This is a genomic window from Geothrix sp. PMB-07 (assembly GCF_030758935.1).
In the GTDB taxonomy this organism is placed as follows: Bacteria; Acidobacteriota; Holophagae; order Holophagales; family Holophagaceae; genus Geothrix.
This window is the reverse complement of sequence record NZ_CP132333.1, coordinates 914,168-933,027: the sequence shown is the minus strand read 5'-3', so window position 1 is coordinate 933,027 and position 18,860 is coordinate 914,168. Positions and strand designations below refer to the sequence as shown.

Here is an 18,860-nt window from a genome sequence, read left to right as displayed (position 1 = left end):
ATCACTTCCCTCCCACGCTGGGGGCGCTGGTCGCGGGGGCCACAGCGGTGATGACACGCAGGCGGCTGCCTTCGCCCACGAGATCCTTGCCGCTGTCGATGACCTGGACACCTACCGCGAGCCCGGTGACGGGGCGGAAGCCATCCTGCTCGACGCCGAGCACCACCTTGCGGCGGCGGGCCACGGATTCCTCAGCCACGAACAGTTCTGCATCACGATCCTGCGCCTTCAGGAGTGTGGCAGGCAGGGCCGGACGCTTGGCCTCGCCCTCGCCGAGGATGACACCTTCCACGAAGAGGCCGCCCTTGAGCTGCCCATCAAGGTTGGCGACTTCGATGCGCACCCGCAGGGTGCGGCCATCCTGCGAAAGGCTTGGGCTCACCTGGGCGACCTTGCCTTCCACAGGGCGATCCAGGCCCACGGCCCGGAACGTGGCTTTCTGGCCGGTCTTCACGGAAGCCATGGCTTCGGTGGGCAGGTCCGCGCGGATTTCCAGCTTGCGGTTGTCCACCACCTCGAAGGCCGTCTGGCCGGGGTTCAGCATTTCGCCGGGCTGCACGGCACGACGGGCCACCTGGCCCGCGAAGGGCGCCACGAGGCGGGCCTTCTTCAGGCGCAGTCGGGCCATGCCGAGGTTGCTCTCGGCGGCCTGGGCCGCGGCCTTGGTGGCGTTGTAGGCCGTCTCGGCCTGCTGGGCCGCCTGGCGGGTGATGCTGCGCTTCTCCAGCAGGGCCACCGAACGCTCGTTGTCGCGCGCGGCCTGCAGAGCCTGGGCCTTGGCCTGGGCCAGCTGGGCCTCGGCGGCCTGGACACCCAGCAGGTAGTCATCCTCATCCTGGGCGCCCAGCAGGGCTCCCGCAGCGACCGTGTCGCCTTCCTGCACGGCGACGCGCGTCACCCGCCCGGTGACTTCAGCCTTCAGCTCGGCGCGGTTCACGGCCAGCAGCGTGCCTGTGAAGGCCACCGCAGGGTGGAAGCTCCGCTCCTGCACAGGCACCAGGGTGACGGGCACGATGCCTTCGGATTTCACGGTGGCCTGGTGGCTCAGTTCGCTGTTGCGCTGGCCGCGGTGGTAGGTGGCCGCGCCAGCGATGACCACCACGGGCAGGGCAACGTAGAGGAGAAGGGTTTTGCGGTTCATAGTCAGCTCCAAGGAATGCGTCGATATCAAAGAGGGGGAAGGCCGAGGGAGCGGCGCTGGTCAAAGCGGGCAGACCAGAGGCCCAGCTCGGCGCGGCGGCGCTGGCTTTCGGCCTGGCGCTCCGCGCGCTCGGCCTGAAGCAGATCCAGCGAAGTGATGAGCCCCTGCTCGAAGGATTCCCGGCTCATGCGCAGGGCCTCGACAGTGGCGTCGTGAGCGCGCCGGGCCGCCTCATTCAGGGCGATGGCCTTCTCCAGTTCGCGGTCGGCCGTGCTCTGCTCGATGGCCACAGAGCGCTCGCGATCGATGCGGGCCTGCTTCACCTGCTCCAGCTGGGCCGTGTTCTGGGCCCGCTTGCCGGAGCTGCGTAGCCCGTCGAAGATGGGGAACTTCATGGTGACGCTCACCTTCCAGGTGTCGTAGGGTTCTTTCCACAGGTTTTCCGTCTTGCCCGCCTGGTAGCCGTAGCTGGCGCTGAGATCGAACTTGGGCCGCAGATCCGAGGTGATGATCTTCTCGTTGGCGCGATACATCGCTTCCTGCTGCCGCAACTGGGCCAGCTCACTGCGCTCCGCCCCAGCGGGTTTGGCGCCGATCTCCGGCAGGCCCATCTGGGCGAGGGACAGGGGCGTCTTGGGATCCAGGCCCAGCTGCCCATTGAGCACTTCCAACGCCCGCTTCACCTGGGCCTCCGCCTGCAGAGCCTCAGGGATGACCGCCAGCAGTTCGCTCTCGGCGCGGAGGCGGTCCAGTTCCGTGGCGGTCTGGGCTTCCAGCTTGGCCTTCACATCCGAAACAAACTGCTCAGCGGTGCTTCGCCGGGATTCGATGACTTCCTGCTCAGCCTGGGCGGACAGAACGCCCAGATAGGCCTTGGCCACCCCATGGAGGACATCCAGCTCAGAGGTGGTGAAACCGAAGGCTGCCTCCTGCTCGCCCATCTTGGCAATGTCGATGGCGGTGCCCAATTTGCCCCAATAGAACAGGGGCTGGGTGAGGTTGGCCTGGCTGGTATAGATGCTGCGGGCCCCCACCAGGGAATTGGGCGACAGACCGAAGGCTGCGGCGCTGTCCGCGAAACCGCTGTTGAGGATGGACACGTCGCGGGCCCGGGTGAAATCGCCCACGAGGGTCAGCTGCGGCAGGGCGTCGGCCCGGGTGCTGGTGATGAGGCCGCGCCGCTCCTCCACCCGGGCCTTGGCCGCCCGAAGCATGGGGTTTTCGTTGCGGGCCCTGGCAAGGGCGCTGGAAAGATCCAGCGAAAGCGGGGCCTGGGCCTTGGCCCCTTCGGGCGGTGGCGTCAGGGCCTGAGCCTGAAGGGCGGGTGGAAAGATCAGGAGCATGGTTGGGTCCTCGGCTGCGGAAAGGCCTCGGGAACGCCAAGTCCCCGCAGGCTGAAGTCGATGTGGTGCTGGATGATGCGATCCAGGTCCTCGGGATAGGCCGGATTGCCACGGATGAGCCGGATGATGCCGATGGAGTTCCGGAAGTGGATCACCAGGCCCTGGATGCTCACGCCCATGGTGAACAGCTCATCCTCATTGAGGTCTGGGCGGAGGATCTGCAGGCAGTTGGTGAGGTAGACCACGTAGGGCTTCAGATGCTCCATGAGCAGGGCCGACGAGGCCGTTCGCGGGGCCTGCATCTCCCGCCCCACCAGGATCATGGCGGCCTCATCCACGGGATCGGACCCGCAGGACATGATTTCCGTGAAGAAGGCCCGGATGTAATCCTGGAAACCCTTGAGGGCGGCCTTGCGGGCTCCGGGGGAACCGGCGGGGGGCAGGTCCTTCAACAGGGCCACGGGCGAAACCTTGCGGGCGAAGATGGCCTTGAGGGCTTCCAGGTACAGCCCCTCCTTGCCACAGAAGTGGTAGGCCACGAGGGCTGAATTCGCGTTGGCGCTTTTGGCGATCTCCCGGATGCCCGTGCCATCGAAGCCCTTGGCGGCGAAATGGAGAATGGCCGACTCGAGAAGCCGGGTTCGGGTGTCTTGGGCCAAAGCGGGAGGTGTCATCAGAGATCCCTCGGAGCGGATGAATCAATCGAATGATTAATTCAAAAACAATAATTAATCAATCGTTTGATGTTGTCAAGCTGGGAATTTTGTCCCGAATCATCGCATTCAACATTGCCCCATGCGATTCTGATTCCCCCCGGAGTGACCCATGCTCTTTCTCGTCTTCTACTTCATCCTCTTCATCGTATTGATCTTCCAGGGCACTCACATCGCCGGGGAGGTCAAAACCCCCCTGGGCACCCTGCCCGAAGAGGTTGGCCAGAGCCCAGTGGCCGCCGCCCGCTGGGGCATTCTGCTGATCACCGTCGGCTTCTTTGGCTCCGCTTTGGGCCTGCTGGGTTTCCGCTCCTCCGCGGTGGCCGCCATGCGCCCCGCCTTCCTGGTCGTGGGCCTTGGCATCCTGGCCCTCTATGGCCTGTGGGTGGTCTTCCTGGGCCGCAAGCCCGAGTTCATCGGCAAGGCCGCGGTGGCCGACGACCACGGGCACGCCCACCACTAGGCCAAGTGCCTCCACGAAAAAGCGGCCCGATGGGCCGCTTTTTCGTGGAGCTTTGAGAGGTATTAGAGCTTCTGGACGTTGGTGGCCTGGGGGCCCTTCTGGCCCTGAGCGACTTCGAAGCTGACGCGCTGGTTCTCGTCGAGCGTACGGAAGCCGCCGCCCTGGATGGCGGTGTGGTGGACGAAGAGGTCAGCGCCGCCCTCGTCGGGGGTGATGAAACCGAAGCCCTTTTCAGCGTTGAACCACTTGACGGTGCCTTGAGCCATGACTGTTTCCTGCAGAATGTCTGGTGATGTTGTAGCGATGACTTTCCCCAGACAAGGCCGTCATTGCGTGTATGTGAGGTCCGCCCCTGGCGGGTCACGCGGACAGCATGACAGGATTGGCGCCGTCTATCCTTTTTTTTCTGCGCTTAATCGCACCCGAATCTCAGTTCGGGCCTCCAGCCGGGCAGATCAGAACCGTAAAACGGCGCCCACACCCAGGCCCTTGCGGTCCAGCTGGAACTCCAGATCATCCTTGATGGAGCCCTTGGGCACGTCGAACCGGCCCGCTTCATAGAAGGCGCGCAAGCCGAACCAACGCACAGGGAAGACTCTTACATCGGCGCCATAAAGGGTGTATTTGGAGTGTTTATAGGGAAGATAGTGGATGTACGCCTTGGCTTCCATGGCCCCGTTGAAGGCCCTGGAGCCCCCCGAAAGGCCCAGCTGGGGAATGGGGGCCTTCACCTGGGTGCTGGTCGACCGGGCCGTGGCCGGGGCCAAAGGCACGTCCGTGGCATCCAGATCGATGGTCCAGACCTGGGCCCCCAGGTCGAAGCCCAGCCAGGTGTCGGCGTCTTGGGAGAACTTGATGGTCCAGATGCCATCCACGCTGGCCAGCTTCACGTGGGACTGGACGCGGCTGCTGGCCCCATAGGATTGGCCATTGATGGTGATGGCCCGGGAGAGCGTGCGGTCGCCCCGGTACTCCGCCGAACCGCTGGAAAGCTGGAACCCGTAGCTGGTGCCCTGGTAATCCAGGAAGAAGCCGGGCGTGGTCTTGTCCTTGCCCAGGCCCAGGTCGGAATCCAGATCCACCAGGATGGGCTGTCCGTTCTGGATGCCCTGGAAATGCCCGGTGAGGGTGGGGCCGTAGTTCTGCGCCCCCACCGTCCAGGTGGGCTGGAAGCCCTGCGCGGCCTGGTAGGGTGCCCCCAGCTGGGCGAAGGCGGATGTGGCGCAGAGCGCAAGGATGACCGGCAGAACCCGCATGGACCCTCCTGAAGCAAGCCCATCCTAGCGCCTGTGTGGCACAGCCAGGTGAAAATCAGATGCCGGCGAGCTTCCGGTAGGCTTCCAGGAAATCCTTGGGCTGCGGCAGGATCTCGTCCTCCAGAGCCGGGTAGTAGGCCACCCAGGTGTCCTTGGCGGCCACGCGCTTCACCGGGGCATCCAGGAGGAAGAACAGTTCGTCGGCAATGCGGGCGGCGATCTCGCTGCCATAGCCCCAGCTCAGCGTGTCCTCGTGGGCCACGATCACACGGTGGGTCTTCTTCACCGTCCTCTCGATGGCCTCCCAATCATAGGGGTTCAGGCTGCGCAGGTCGATGATCTCCACCGAGATGCCTTCCTTCTCCGCCTCGCGGGCCGCCTGCATGGCGCGGTGGACGGTGCAGCCGTAGGTGATGACGGAGAGATCCGTGCCTTCGCGCACGGTGCGGGCCTTGCCGAAGGGGATCATGAAGTCGGGGCCGGGATCATTGCCCTTGTTGTGGGTCTGGCGGTAGAGGTGCTTCGGCTCCAGGAACAGCACGGGGTCGTCGCAGCGGATGGCGGTGCGCAGCAGGCCCGCGGCATCCAGGGCGTTGCTGGGGCAGATCACGCGCAGGCCGGGGATGTGCGTGAAGGTGCTCTCGCCGCACTGGCTGTGGTAGGTGGCGCCGCCCATGAGGTAGCCCGCAATGGGCACGCGCACCACCATGGGGCTCTTGAAGGCCCCGTTGGAGCGCCAGCGGATGTTGGCCAGCTCATCGCGCAGCTGCTGCATGGCGGGCCAGATGTAGTCGAAGAACTGGATCTCCACCACGGGCTTGAAGCCGCGGGCCGCCAGGCCGATGCCCCGGCCGATGATGGTGGCTTCGGCCAGCGGCGTGTTGAACACCCGGTGGTTGCCGAACTGCTTCTGCAGGCCGTGGGTGGTCTTGAAGACACCGCCCTTGCCCTTGACCTCGTCCAGGATGTCGGCGCGGCTGGCGTCGGCCACGTCTTCGCCGAACACGAGGATGCGGGGATCCCGCGCCATCTCGTGCTTCAGCGTGGCGTTGATGAGGTCGAGCATGGTCTTGGCGCCCGTGGTCTGGTCGCCTGGGTTGTGCTCGGTGTCGAAAGCGGCGGAGGTGGGATCCACGTCCTCGCTGTAGAGGTGCTGGTAGTAGCTGCCGGGTTCGGGCCGGGCGGCTGCATCCGCCTCTTCCCAGGCGGCGTCGATTTCCGCCTGCACTTCATCCTTCAGCATCTGCAGCTGGGCTTCCGTCAGGTCCCCACTCTCCACCAACTGGCGGGCGTAGGTGACCAGCGGATCACGCTGTGCTTCCGCTTCTCGCTGCGCCTTGGATTTGTAGAGCTGCTCGTCATCCGACAGGGAGTGGCTGTAGGGCCGGATCACTTTGGCGCGCACCAGGGCCGGGCCCTTCCGGGCGCGAGCGTGGGCGGCGGCAGCCTTCAGGGCCTCGTAGCTGGCCAGGGGGTCGCAACCATCCACATCGTCGATGATCAAGAGGCCATGCTGGGCGAAACCCTGCAGCAGGGCCGCCACGTTGCCACCCGGGTACTGCACTTCACTGGGGGTGCTGATGGCGTAACCGTTGTCCTCCACCAGGAAGACCACGGGGGCCTTCAGGTTCACGGCATTGCTGAGCCCCTCCCAGAACTCGCCCTGGCTGCAGGTGCCATCCCCGGTGGTGACCAGGGCCACCTCGTCAGACTTGATGCCCAGCAGCTCCTGGATGCCGCCCTGCTCGGCGCGCACCACCGCCTCCACCGCACCCACGGCCTGCAGGAACTGGCTCCCAGTGGGGCTGGAGGTCGTGAAGATGTTGAGGCCCCTATGCCCCCAATGGCTGGGCATCTGACGGCCGCCGCTGGCAGGATCGGCCACCGCGCCCACGGATCCCAGGAACATCTCCTTGGCGGAATAGCCCAACCCATAGGCCAGGGCCCGGTCCCGGTAGTAGAAGAAGAACCAGTCGTGGCCCGGCTTGAACACCAGGGCCGCCGCGGCCTGAACCGCCTCGTGGCCCACGCCATTGATCTGGAAGAAGACCTTGTTCTGCCGCTTGCCCATGATCTCTTTGTCATCGATGCGGCGGGCGGCGTAGATGGTGCGGTACAGGCCCACGCGCTGTTCGCGGGACAGGGTGGTGGGCGATAGGGACAGGTTGGATGGCGCGGCCAAAGGCTCTCCTCGAAAGGGGGTCTGTACCATCAAAAGAAGTCCAATCTAGCATGCACCCCCAAGCAGTCCTGGCCACCCGTCTACAGCGCATTTCCATCAAAGGAAACCACCCCGAAACCGCAGTTGGCACAGACCAGTGCAGATCAATAAGTGACTTTATCATCAGGAAACCCTCCGCAGGGCCCCCGGATGGATCCCTCAGACCTTGAAAGAAGCCGTCAAGCCGCTGAGGCGCTCAGCCAACGAGGCCAGGTCCGCCGTGGTGCGGCCCACCTCCTGGATAGTGGCGGAACTCTGCTGGGTGGCTGCCGCCGCCTGGGAGGTGCGGTCGCTGATGGTGGTGATGTTGCGGTTCACCTCCGCCGCGGCCACGTTCTGCTCCTCGGTGGCGGCGCGGATCTCGGCGGCGCGGGAGGCCAGCGCTTCGACCCGGCTCTGAATCCCCGCGATGGAATCCACCGCCTCCTTGACCGTGCTCATTCCGAGCTGTCCCGCATGCTCGCTGGATTCGATGAGGCCCTGGATCTCGTGAGCCGCAGTGCTGGAGCGCTCCGCCAGCTTCCGCACCTCTTCGGCCACCACGGCGAAGCCCTTGCCCATGGCCCCGGCCTTGGCCGCCTCGATGGCCGCATTGAGAGACAGCAGGTTCGTCTGACGGGCGATGTCCTGGATGACGCGGGTGGCATTCACCATCTGCGTCATGGAGCCCTGCACCTCGGCCATGGCGCCCGAGGCCCGGGCACCGGCAGCCCCGCCTGCGCTCGAAGCAGACAGCGCATCGGCGCCCTGCCGCTGGGAATCCTCCGCAAGGCTGGCGATCTCTTCCACCGAGCGGCTCATTTCATGAATGGCGGAGGCCACGCGATCCGTACCTTCCCGCAGCCCCTCCAGGCTCTGCGCATTCTCGCTGGAGACGGCCCCGATCTGCTGGGCACCAGCCGCCAATTCAGTCGTGCCGCTGGCCAGCGAGGTAGCCGCCTGCTGGATCTCCCGCAGCACCTCGCGGAATCGGGCCGCCGTGGCATTGAAGGCATGGGCCATGCTGCCCAGTTCGTCATGCGACAGGGCCTTCGCAGGTACCGTGAGGTCGCCGCGCTCCATGGCCTGGGCCAGCGTGTGGAGATCCTCGATGGAAACCTGAATGCCGTGAAGGATGGTCCGGCTGAGCACCACACCCAGAATCAGCGCCACCGCCAAGCCGCCAAAGGTCACCCAGGTGCGGGTGGTGTAGGCCTGGATGGATTCCTTCACCAGGTCACGCCCCACCCTGATTTGCAGGTCCACCAGGTTCCCCACGGCCTCGGTGGCGGGATCGATGGCCGGGTACATCTCCTGGGTCACGAAGGCCGTCAGGCCCGCGGCGTCCTTGGCCGCCATCAGGCTTTCCGCCTTCCGCGAGGCGGCATCGGCGGCGGTCTTGGCCGTTTCGGCCTTGGCAGCCAACGCCTTCTCCTCCGCATCCATTTGCGTCTGGCTGTAGGCCTTCCAATTCTTGTCGGCGACAGTCAGGGCCTCACGGACATTCTTCAGCCCGGCCTCGAAGCCGAGCGCCCCGCTGCGCACCTTGTGGGAGGTGTCCACCACGCTCACGGCGTAGGCATCGGAAACGGCCTTCAATTGCTGGAGGGGCTCCAGGCGGTCCACAGCCCTGCTCTGGATGACCCGGTTCTGCCCGGCCATCCCCACCAGCAGCCATGCGGAGATCACCACAGCCATGAAGCCCAACAGGGCCACCAAGCCCCATAGTTTTTTGCGAATGGTGAGGTTGGCCATGGTGCACGTCCAGACAGTAAGCACAGGTATCGACGGTGGCGAACCCCCTCATGAGTCTTGACCTATTCAAGCAAAAGGCGGCTCCGGGGAGCCGCCTTTTCACAGGGCAAGATCAACAGAGACTAGAGCCCCTGGGGATAAGCCTCTTCGCCGTGCAGTTCCGTATCCAGGCCCTTCTCCTCGGCCTGAACGCCGACGCGCACGGGGGTGATGCGGTCGATGATCCAGAGCATGCCGTAGGTGAAGCCGAAGGCCCACACGGAGGAGATCAACACCGCGGCCATCTGCTTGCCGAAGAAGCCCACGCCGCCCAGCAACAGGCCGTCCGTGCCCGCAGGGTTCCAGGCCTTGGAGGCGAAGATGCCCAGGAAGATCACGCCGATGAGGCCGCCCACGCCGTGCACGCCCCAGACGTCCAGTGCGTCATCCCAGCCCAGCTTGTTCTTGAGAGCCACCGCGTAGTAGCAGATGACGCCAGCCAGGATGCCGATGATGGCGGCGGTGCCGAGAGACACATAGCCCGCCGCAGGAGTGATGGTGGCGAGGCCGGCGACCGCACCCGTGAGCAGGCCCACGAACTTGGGCTGCTTGGCGTTCATCCACTCCACGAAGAGCCAAGTGGCGGCGGCGAAGGAGGCGGCGATGTCCGTGTTCAGGAAGGCGCTGGCGGTGATGCTGTCGACCTTCAGTTCGGAACCGGCGTTGAAGCCGTACCAGCCGAACCAGAGCAGGCCGGTGCCCAGGGCGATGAGGGGAATGTTGTGGGGGATGTTCTCCACCACCTTGCGGCGGCCCACATAGAGGATGGAGGCCAGGGCTGCGAAGCCGGCGGTGTTGTGCACCACGATGCCGCCCGCGAAGTCCAGCACGCCCCACTTGGCCAGGATGCCCTCAGGGCTCCACACCATGTGGACGAAGGGGAAATAGACGAAAATCAGCCAGCCCGTGAGGAACCAGAAATAGGCCTTGAAGGTCACGCGGTTGGCGAAGGCGCCAGTGATAAGCGCAGGCGTGATGATGGCGAACATCATCTGGTAGGCCACGTGCACGATGAGGGGGATGCCCGCGTCATTGCCCGTGAACATGGTCTGCAGGGTGATGCCCTTCAGGAAGGCGTAGTGGGCGGGGTTGCCCACGATGCCGTGCCAGGTGGGGCCGAAGCACATGGAGTAGCCGAAGGCGAACCACAGCACCGTGGTCCAGCCCAGGCTGACGAAGCTCTGGGTCATGATGGTGAGCACGTTCTTGCGGCCCACCAAGCCGCCATAGAAGAAGGCGAGGCCCGGCGTCATGAGCATGACCAGGCTCGCACAGAGCAGCATGAACGCTGTGTTACCGACATTCAGTGGCATGGGCGCCATATAACCAACCTCCGTGTCCAGATTTCCCGGATCCCGGAAGTATGCAGAGCCGGGCCTGTGACGAGCGTCGGCCGGGGCCACTTTTTACGCGCTTTTTATATGCCCCCCCACCGTTTAACCTGAACCTCCATGGACGCTCCCCACCGGCCCATTCTCGTGGCCCTCGGTTCCGAAGCCCGCGCACTCCGCCTGATCCAGGCCGGGTTCCGCTTGGCCCAGGAACGCTCGGCACCTTGGATCGCCGTCCACGTGGAAACGGGCGGCCACCCCACCGAAGACAGCGAACAGGTTCAGGTCTGGCTCCAGGAAGCCCAGCGCCTGGGCGCCGAGATCCGTGTCCTGCAAGCCCCCACGCTCGCGCAAGGATTGACCGAGGCCACTCGCGGCACCCACGCTCAAGTGCTGCTCCTGGGCCGGTCCCGCGACCGATGGCCCTGGGCCCGCGTGGGGCATTCCACCGCCAATGAGCTGCTGCGCAGGGGCCTGGATACCCGCATCGAAGTGGTGGATGAAGGGTTGAACCAATCCCAACCCCACGCGTTCCACAGCACCGGATTTGGAGCCATGGTGGGCACCCTCAGCGTCCTGGCCGCCAGTTCCGGCCTCGCTTGGCTGGTGCCACGGGAAGGCAACATCGCCATGGTGTTGCCGGTCTACCTCGCGGCGGTCACCTTCATCGCGCACCGGTGGGGGCAGGGCCTCGCCGTGCTCGCTTCCGTGCTAAGCACCCTGTTCTACAGCTTCCTCTTGGAAACCCCCCGCTTCAATCAGGGGGGGGCGCCCTGGCCCAACCTGCTTTTCTTCCTGGCCATGCTGCTGGCCGCCCAGGCGGTGATGGGCCTGCTGCACCGGCTGCGTCAACAAGCACGCGAGGTGCAGCGGCGGGAGGTCCACACCGCCTCCCTCTACCTCCTGGGCCGTGCCCTGGCCCGCTGCAGCGGCATCGACCAGGTGGGCGTCATCGCGGCGGAACACATCCGTCGCGTGTTCAAGGTCGAGGCCTGCCTCCTTTTTCCCGCGCAGGGCGGATGGAGGGCAGCGCCACCGCCTTCGCTCGATCCAGGCCTGCCCCCGCCTGCGGAGCTCCTCCCCCGGCTGGAGGTGGGCGAGCGGCTCGGCGACCCGCTGGAGCCCCTGGCCCTGGGACGCACCTACTGTCTCTCCCTCTCCGGCACCGACCGGAGCGAGGGCGTCCTCCAGATCCTGCCCCGGGATGCTGCGGGCCTGCCCTCGGAAACCTGGGAGCTGCTCAAGGCCTTCGCGGTGCAGATCGCGCTTGCCCTGGAACGGCTGCGCTGGCTGGAGGAAGCACGCAAGGCCCAGGTGGAGAGCGAAACCGAACGGATGCGCAGCACCCTTCTGGGGGCCATCGGCCACGATTTGCGCACCCCCCTCGCCGCCATCCACGGTGCGGCTGGAACCCTGCTGCTGCCCAGTGAGGTCAGTGAATCCACACGCCGCGATCTGCTGAGCATGATCCAGGACGAAAGCGAACGCCTGGCCCACCTGCTGGGCAACCTGCTGGACCTCACCCGCCTGGAGAGCGGGGCCATCCACGTGCAGAAGGAGTGGCAGCCCCTTGAAGAAGTGGTGGGCTCCGCACTGGGCCGCCTGGAGAAACGGCAGGGCCCGCTGCCCCTTCGCGTGGATCTGCCCGAGGCCCTGCCTCTGGTTCCCCTCGATGCGGCCCTGATCGAACAGCTGCTGGTGAACCTGCTGACCAACGCCCAGCGCCATGCGCCGGGGCAGGCCATGGACCTGCGCGCCTGGGAGGATCCAGGCCGGGTCCACATCGAGGTGGCCGACCGGGGCCCTGGCATCCCGGAAGGTTTCGAGGAGCGGATCTTCGATAAATTCTTCCGCTTGCCCGAAGCTGGCGAGGGCGGTGTGGGCCTGGGCCTGGCCATCTGCCGCGCCATCGTCCAGGCCCACGGCGGCACCATTCATGCGGAGAACCGCCCGGGCGGCGGTTCCAGCTTCCGCGTGGCCCTGCCGCTGGATGGCATTCCCCCGGCGCCGCCGGAACCAGTGGAAGGTGCCCTGTGAGCCAGCCGCTGATCCTCATCATCGAGGATGAAGCGCCCCTGCGCCGCTTCCTCATCCCCACGCTCTCGGCCCACCACTACCAGGTGCTGTCCGCCGCCACGGCCCATGAGGGCTTGACCATGGCCCGTACCCACAATCCGGACCTGATCCTGCTGGATCTGGGCCTCCCGGATCTCGATGGCATGGCCGTGCTGAAGGAACTGCGCACCTGGAGCCGCAAGCCCATCGTCATTCTCAGCGCCCGGAACCAGGAACGCGACAAGGTGCAGGCGCTCGACCAGGGCGCCGACGACTATCTGGCCAAGCCCTTTGGCGCAGCAGAGTTGCTGGCGCGCTTGCGGGTGGCCCTGCGGCACACCCTGCAGACAGACATCACGGAACCCGTGATCGTGAGCGGAGGCCTTCGCATCAACCTCGAACGGCGGGACATCAGCCTGAACGGGCAGCCTGTGAAACTCACTGCCCTCGAGTACCGGCTGCTGGAGGCCCTGGTGCGCCGCCAGGGCAAGGTCGCCACCCACAGCCAGCTGCTGGCCGAAGTCTGGGGGCCCGGTGGCGAAGGCAACACGCACTACCTGCGCATCTACATGGCCATGCTGCGCAAGAAGCTGGAAACGGATCCCACCCGGCCGAAGCACTTCACCACCGAGCCCAATGTGGGGTACCGATTCAATGGTGAAGCCCCGCCTCAACCGGAGCCCGGAAACTAATCATGCCCCTTGCCCCGCTCCGCGGTCGGGCGGTAGACCATATAGACATCGGAGCGTTGGTAATGGGAGGCCTCGGGTCGCTCCGCATGCTCGAATCCGTTCCGCTCGTAGAGACGGATCGCGGGCTTCAGCTTGCTGTTGGTCTCCAGGAAGAGGATCCCCTTGCCCGCCTTCTGGAAGGTGGCGATGGCCGCATCGATGAGCCGCTGACCGATGCTCAGCCCCTGGTAGCGCCCCGTGACGGCCATCTTCGACAGCTCGAAGCCCCGCCTTCCGCGGATCAGCGAGCAGGTGCCCACAATCTCACCTTCCAGCCGTGCCAGAAAAATGTGGCCGCCAGGTTTCAGGATGTTCTGCTCGGGGTGGGACAGCACTTCGTGATCGATGGCCTCGACATAGAAATGCTTCTCCAGCCACTCGATGTTGAGCCGCTTGAAGTCCTCGCGGTACCTGGCCTCGAAGGGGATGATCTCCACGGCGGCGCCCGCATGGACCCGAAGGCGGGCCCGGACGCGCTTGGCGAAGGGACGTTCCTCCAGGGCGCCATCCACGCGGCCCAAGACCGCGCCGAATTCGGCGCCAAACAGCTCGTCCACGGCCCCTTCCACCGCCTTCCAGACTGGGCCGAGCCGCTCCATGAGCGCCTGCCCCTTCTTGGATAACAACAGCAGGCGGCGCCGTTCATCCTTGGCGTCCGCCTTCTCCGCCACGACTCCTTCTGCCAGCAATTTCCGGCTCATCTGGCTGAGCGCTGGATGGCTTTGCCCCAGACGGCCAGCCAGATCCGTGATGGACAGCGCGCCATTGTCCCTCAGCAGGAAGAGGATCGGGAAGCAGCGGGATGACAGCTGGATCCCCTGCTCCCGGTAGATGTCATCCACTCCGGCGTAGAGTGCTTCGCTCAACCGCTTGAGCCGGGAACCCATCAACAATCCGCCGTAATCATGGAGCCCGGTCATGACGCCTCCGTCGTTAAACAATTTACGTAAGTAGTTACATAAGTCAAGAGCGCAGGCCCGCCTTGGAGGGCCCTCCTTCGCCATTCCCGGCAGGTGCATTAGTCTGTATCTCCACGTTTCGACAGGGTTCCCATGTCCACTGCCACCGAGATCCGAGCCATCCACGATCTGCCCGTGCCCGAGCTGCTCTACCGGGCGGCCACGGCCCACCGGCAGCACTGGAACGCCGAGGAGATCCAGTTCTGCACCCTGGATTCCATCAAGACCGGCGCCTGCCCCGAGGACTGCGCGTACTGTCCCCAGAGCGCCCGCTACCAGACGGAACTGAAGGTCGAGCCGCTGAAGGATGTGAACAAGGTCCTGGCCGGGGCCGCTGAAGCCAAGGCCAACGGGAGCACCCGCTACTGCATGGGCGCCGCCTGGCGCGAAGTGAAGGACGACGCCAACTTCGACGCGGTGCTGATGATGGTGCACGGTGTCTCCGGCATGGGCATGGAGGTCTGCGTCACCCTCGGCATGCTCAACGAGGATCAGGCCAGGCGCCTCAAGGCCGCGGGCTGTCAGGTCTACAACCACAACATCGACAGCAGCCGCGACTTCTACGAAACCATCATTCACACCCGCAAGTTCGACGAGCGCCTGGAGACCATCGCCGCCGTGCGCGCCGCTGGCTTGGAGGTCTGCTCCGGCGGCATTGTGGGCATGGGCGAGACCATTGACCAGCGCATCCACTTCCTGCAGGAACTGACCGAGCTGGAGCCCGCGCCCGAGAGCATTCCCATCAACCAGTTCGTGGCCGTGGACGGCACGCCCCTGGCGAACGTCGATCCCCTGCCCCCGCTCGAACTCGTGCGCATGATCGCCACGGCCCGCATCCTCTTCCCCAAGAGTCGCATCCGCCTCAGCGCCGGCCGCACCCAGATGAGCGACGAGCTGCAGGCGTTGTGTTTCTTCGCGGGCGCCAACAGCATCTTCACCGGCGAAAAACTCCTCACCACCCCCAACCCCGGCGGCAACCACGACCACTGGCTGCTGAACGCCCTGGGCATGCGGGTGGAAGGCGCCCCGGCCAAGGTTTAGAGAACATGCAGCTCATTGAGGATCTCCGCGCCGAACACGAGCTCATCGAGCGGGTGGCGGAATCCCTCAGGGCCTTCGTCACGGCGCGGATGGCCAATCAGGGCGATCCGGCCGATGGCGGCCGGTTTCTGGCCTTCTTCCGCCACTACGTCGGCACCTTCCACCACCACAAGGAAGAGGCAGTCTTCTTCCAGGCCCTGACCGAGAAGGCGGAAGTGCCAGGCCACCGGGGCCCCGTGGCCGCGCTCACGCTGGAGCATGCAAGCATGGGCCGCCTGCTGGACGAGCTGGGCCCTCTGCTGGGCGAACCGGCCCTCGACGCGGACAGCGGCCGACACCTCCACGACCTGGCAGTGGAATACAGCCGCTCCCTCTGGCGCCACATAGACGCTGAGAACTCCGTCATCTTTCCCGAAGGGCAGGAGCGCCTGCGGCGGTTCCATGTGCGCGAGCTGCCCTCCCGGCCCATGACCGATCCGGAGCAGGCCGCCCACGACGGGGGCCTGGCCCTGCTGGCGGCCTACCCGCCCGAGCGTGATGCGGAAGTCCACCGGGGCGATGGCTGCGTGACTTGCCCCTCCTACGGAATCGCCTGTGAAGGCCTGGAACGCGAGTGGTGGACGGATCTGGAGTGGGAGGACATGCACGAGCGCATGTCCGGCGACTAGCAGCAGTTAGTTCCTCCGCAGGTCCAGATTCATTGACGAAGGCTCCCCTTCCGATGGAAGGGGATTGGCTTTGCCTGGGGACTGTCGTCTCCGACCCACAGGAGGCGGGCCTGGAAGGGGGCTTCCCATGCAACTGGTCACGGCGCCCTACAGGTTCCTCGAACAGCATGTCTTCAACACCCTGGTGCGGAAGATCCTGGGCTGCATGCTGCCGCTCTTCGCCCTGCTGCTGGTGGCCTGCTGGCAATCCTTCCAGCTCACCCGGACCCTGAAGGCCAACCTCCAGAACGCGCCCGGAGTGGATCACTCGGCCACCCTCGCCCTGCTGGCCAAGGCGGAGACCGCCGCCATCCTCCTGCCCCTGGCGGCCGTGGTCATCGGCATCGTCGCCTTCATCACCTTCCACCTCTCGGTGGCCAAGCCGCTGCGCAAGATCGGGGAGACGATCCGGGGTGGCGACTTCTCTCAGGACATCCAGCTGGATACCCATGATGAGATCCGGGGCCTGGCGGATGGCTACAACCGCTTCGCCAAGGACATCCGCCACATCCTCGATACCTCCAAGCGCCTGGGTCTGTCCATCGCGGTGGGCTCCACCCGCACCACGAAGCTGGCCTCTGATTCCGCCACCGGCGCCCAACGCCAGGGCGCCCTTTCGCAGCGCATCACCCAGACCAGCCATGAAGTGGCCGATGCCATAGGCCAGATCAACCGCATGACGGGCCACGTGGCAGGCAGCACCCTGGAGAACCTGGAATCGGCCAAGCAGACCCGCCTGGAACTGGCGGAGGCCGACGCTGGCATGGCCACCACCAACCAGCGGCTGGTGGACTTCACCCAGCTGGTGGCCCGCCTGAACGAAAGGTCCGAGCGCATCGGCCAGGTGGTGCAACTCATCGAGGGCGTGGCCGAACAAACGAAAATGTTGGCCCTCAATGCCTCCATCGAAGCGGCCCACGCGGGCGAGGCGGGCAAGGGCTTTGCCGTGGTGGCCGAGGAAGTGCGCCAGTTGTCCGAAAGCGTGGGTGTGGCCGCGGAAGAGATCGCCCAGAACCTGGGCGACATGCTGCGGGATGTGGATCAAACCTCCCATGGCATCGAGAACATCACCCTCGATTTCCGGGGCACAGCCGCCACCCTGGGCCGCGCCTCAGAGCACTTCGCCAAGCTGGTGCGCGACTTCGAGGAGAACGCCACCCAGCTCAGCGGAGCCACGGCGGCCGTGGAGGGCATCTCCGGCACCAGCCAGGAGATCTACCACCAATCCCAGGACATTCAGAACCTCAGCGAAGAGGCGGAACGCCGCCTCACGGAGGCCACCCGCCACTCGGGCGACATGAACCGGGCCACGGAAAAGCTGCTCGAACTCGTCTCCCGGTTCCGCACAGGCACCGGCGATCTCGAATCGGTGATCCAGCTGGGCATCCGCCACCGGGATGCCATGCAGGCGCGCATTCAGGCCATCGCCACTCGTGGCATCAACGTCTTCGACCGCGATTACCGGCCCGTGCTCCACTCCAACCCGCCGAAGTTCACCACCTCCTATGCCGACATCTTTGCCAAGGAACTGCAGGCCATCTTCGACCAGGCCCGCCAGGAACTCGGCTCCATCTATGCCGTGGCCCTGGATGTGAACGGTTATCTGGCCATCCACCACACCGGCGCATCAGACCCGCTGACTGGCGATCCGCAAGTGGATGTGGTGAGGAGCCGACACCAGCGCATCTACTTCAACGTGGAAACGGAAAAGCGCCGCTCGCGGAACACTGAGGCCTTCCTCTTCCAGACCTACATGCGGGACACGGGCGAGATCCTCAACGACCTCTCCATGCCCATCTACATTGACGGCAAGCACTGGGGCGCCATGGTGACCGGCTTCAACCCGGACCGCTTCCTGCAGGACTGAGCCTGAGCCCTGGACCTACTGGGCATCGGACCAATCCACCCGTGCCCGGATGCCCGACCGGATCTTGCGATCCGTGTTTTCCACCACCACCCGCACCCTCACCCGGCCCTCGGCATCGGCGCAGGGATCCACCAGGGTCACCCGGCCCTCCAGGGGTTCCGCAGCCTTCCTCAGGTTCACCCTCACATGGCGGCCTGGGGCCAGGGTGCCCAAGGCATCTGCATCCACCGTCAGCTGGACCACCACTTTGCTCAAATCCAGGATGCGGAAGAGCGGCTGCCCGGCGGAGACGGTCTCACCCGTTTCGCGCGCCGTCGTCACCACCACCCCATCCAGCGGGGCGAGCACAGTCCGCAGCCGTACCTGCTCGGCCGCGGATTCGTACTGGAGCTTCGCCAAGTCCAGATCAATGCGCGTTTCCATGGCCTTGGCCTCGGGGATGATCTTGTTGTCATAGAGGCGCTTGGCGCTCTTGGCCTCGAATTCCCGGCGCTCCAGCAGGGCCTTGGCCCGCTGCATCTCCAGTTCCTCGAGCTTCCCGTAGAGCAGGGCCAAGGGTTGCCCCTCCTTCACCAGGTCGCCCTCCTTGACCTTCAGCTCCGCGATCCGGCTGGACACGGGGGCGCTGACTTCCACCTGGCGGAAGGGCAGCACCCGCCCCTCCACCGAACCTGCGGCCAGGGCGCAAACCGCGCCCGCAAGGAAAGGAACGACAAGAAGGGCGGATCGCATGGACATGGGCCTCTCGCAGCAGACCCTTCAATCCTGTCATGCGGGAGGGATCATTTGACCTTGAAGGTGTACTTCCCCTGGTGGCATTCCAGACATTTCACCACCGGCGCCTTGTGTTGACGGTGGCATTCCGTGCAGGCAATGGGATCATGCGGTGAACCGTGGGGATTGGGCTTCACATCCTTGGTCTGGACCTTCATGGCCGGGTAGTCGCCATGGCAGATCATGCAGCCCTCATCGGGCACCGCCGCCGTGGTGGGTTTTTCCTTCTGGTGGCAGTCATGGCAGGTCACCTTCGCCCGCACGTGAGCCGGGGACAGGGGCCTCTCCCCATCGCCCGCCATCACTGCTGTCGCCAAACCACCCAGAAGCCCCAGTACCACGATCCGCAGAAGACGCATGTGCCCTCCCGTCCCCGTTCCGGACGAATGGCGACCATGGTATCGCATTCCACCAGACCCCGGCGTCACCAAAGCCCGGCTCCGTCTGGAAGGCCCGTCTGTCCACGGATACACTGATTCATTCGG

17 protein-coding genes are annotated in these 18,860 nt (G+C 65.3%); 6 read left to right on the top strand and 11 right to left on the bottom strand.

Annotation, left to right across the window (positions count from 1 at the left end; genetic code table 11):
- Position 1: 1 nt before the first annotated feature.
- From Q9293_RS04080 to Q9293_RS04070, 3 genes are read right to left on the bottom strand one after another with little or no spacing between them, the layout of a single operon-like run.
- Complete coding sequence (locus Q9293_RS04080; RefSeq protein ID WP_306250305.1) at positions 2-1,141, bottom strand: efflux RND transporter periplasmic adaptor subunit; 1,140 nt, start codon at positions 1,139-1,141, stop codon at positions 2-4.
- 26 nt (positions 1,142-1,167) lie between these two features.
- On the bottom strand, positions 1,168-2,484 hold the full coding sequence (locus tag Q9293_RS04075) for a TolC family protein (protein ID WP_306250303.1): 1,317 nt from the start codon (positions 2,482-2,484) through the stop codon (positions 1,168-1,170).
- The gene (locus tag Q9293_RS04070; protein ID WP_306250301.1) at positions 2,475-3,158 is read right to left on the bottom strand and encodes a CerR family C-terminal domain-containing protein; all 684 of its coding nucleotides are present in this window, start codon (positions 3,156-3,158) and stop codon (positions 2,475-2,477) included. Before Q9293_RS04070 ends, Q9293_RS04075 begins: the two co-directional genes overlap by 10 nt.
- Before the next feature lie 151 nt (positions 3,159-3,309).
- Here Q9293_RS04070 and Q9293_RS04065 point away from each other — a divergent pair, with 151 nt between their 5' ends.
- The gene (locus Q9293_RS04065) at positions 3,310-3,660 is read left to right on the top strand and encodes a hypothetical protein (protein WP_306250299.1); all 351 of its coding nucleotides are present in this window, start codon (positions 3,310-3,312) and stop codon (positions 3,658-3,660) included.
- A 62-nt stretch (positions 3,661-3,722) separates the two neighbouring features.
- Here Q9293_RS04065 and Q9293_RS04060 read toward each other — a convergent pair whose 3' ends face one another.
- From Q9293_RS04060 to Q9293_RS04040, 5 genes are all read right to left on the bottom strand, one after another.
- Positions 3,723-3,926 carry a cold-shock protein gene (locus Q9293_RS04060; protein ID WP_243287678.1) on the bottom strand — a complete coding sequence of 68 codons (204 nt, stop codon included), beginning with the start codon at positions 3,924-3,926 and terminating at the stop codon, positions 3,723-3,725.
- A 189-nt stretch (positions 3,927-4,115) separates the two neighbouring features.
- On the bottom strand, positions 4,116-4,916 hold the full coding sequence (locus Q9293_RS04055; RefSeq protein WP_306250296.1) for a hypothetical protein: 801 nt from the start codon (positions 4,914-4,916) through the stop codon (positions 4,116-4,118).
- A gap of 55 nt (positions 4,917-4,971) precedes the next feature.
- Complete coding sequence (locus tag Q9293_RS04050; protein ID WP_306250294.1) at positions 4,972-7,098, bottom strand: dehydrogenase E1 component subunit alpha/beta; 2,127 nt, start codon at positions 7,096-7,098, stop codon at positions 4,972-4,974.
- 198 nt (positions 7,099-7,296) lie between these two features.
- Positions 7,297-8,871, bottom strand: coding sequence for a methyl-accepting chemotaxis protein (locus Q9293_RS04045; RefSeq protein WP_306250292.1), 1,575 nt, complete (start codon positions 8,869-8,871; stop codon positions 7,297-7,299).
- Between the two features lie 122 nt (positions 8,872-8,993).
- Positions 8,994-10,223 carry an ammonium transporter gene (locus Q9293_RS04040; RefSeq protein ID WP_372342192.1) on the bottom strand — a complete coding sequence of 410 codons (1,230 nt, stop codon included), beginning with the start codon at positions 10,221-10,223 and terminating at the stop codon, positions 8,994-8,996.
- A gap of 138 nt (positions 10,224-10,361) precedes the next feature.
- Here Q9293_RS04040 and Q9293_RS04035 point away from each other — a divergent pair, with 138 nt between their 5' ends.
- Complete coding sequence (locus tag Q9293_RS04035; RefSeq protein ID WP_306250288.1) at positions 10,362-12,278, top strand: ATP-binding protein; 1,917 nt, start codon at positions 10,362-10,364, stop codon at positions 12,276-12,278.
- Entirely contained in the window at positions 12,275-12,988 is a 714-nt protein-coding gene (locus tag Q9293_RS04030; protein WP_306250286.1) for a response regulator, read from the top strand. Before Q9293_RS04035 ends, Q9293_RS04030 begins: the two co-directional genes overlap by 4 nt.
- Here Q9293_RS04030 and Q9293_RS04025 read toward each other — a convergent pair.
- Positions 12,985-13,947 (bottom strand): helix-turn-helix domain-containing GNAT family N-acetyltransferase, encoded by a 963-nt coding sequence (locus tag Q9293_RS04025; protein WP_306250283.1) that lies wholly within the window; start codon positions 13,945-13,947, stop codon positions 12,985-12,987. The genes Q9293_RS04030 and Q9293_RS04025 overlap by 4 nt on opposite strands.
- Before the next feature lie 132 nt (positions 13,948-14,079).
- On the opposite strand from Q9293_RS04025, the gene bioB reads away from it, so the two are divergent.
- From bioB to Q9293_RS04010, 3 genes are all read left to right on the top strand, one after another.
- On the top strand, positions 14,080-15,027 hold the full coding sequence (gene bioB / locus Q9293_RS04020; protein ID WP_306250282.1) for a biotin synthase BioB: 948 nt from the start codon (positions 14,080-14,082) through the stop codon (positions 15,025-15,027).
- Between the two features lie 5 nt (positions 15,028-15,032).
- Positions 15,033-15,695, top strand: coding sequence for a hemerythrin domain-containing protein (locus tag Q9293_RS04015; protein WP_306250280.1), 663 nt, complete (start codon positions 15,033-15,035; stop codon positions 15,693-15,695).
- A 127-nt stretch (positions 15,696-15,822) separates the two neighbouring features.
- The gene (locus Q9293_RS04010; protein WP_306250278.1) at positions 15,823-17,601 is read left to right on the top strand and encodes a methyl-accepting chemotaxis protein; all 1,779 of its coding nucleotides are present in this window, start codon (positions 15,823-15,825) and stop codon (positions 17,599-17,601) included.
- Between the two features lie 15 nt (positions 17,602-17,616).
- Here Q9293_RS04010 and Q9293_RS04005 read toward each other — a convergent pair whose 3' ends face one another.
- Both Q9293_RS04005 and Q9293_RS04000 read right to left on the bottom strand, forming a co-directional pair.
- Complete coding sequence (locus Q9293_RS04005) at positions 17,617-18,339, bottom strand: efflux RND transporter periplasmic adaptor subunit (protein WP_306250275.1); 723 nt, start codon at positions 18,337-18,339, stop codon at positions 17,617-17,619.
- 44 nt (positions 18,340-18,383) lie between these two features.
- Positions 18,384-18,734 (bottom strand): cytochrome c3 family protein, encoded by a 351-nt coding sequence (locus Q9293_RS04000; RefSeq protein ID WP_306250274.1) that lies wholly within the window; start codon positions 18,732-18,734, stop codon positions 18,384-18,386.
- Positions 18,735-18,860: the final 126 nt, after the last annotated feature.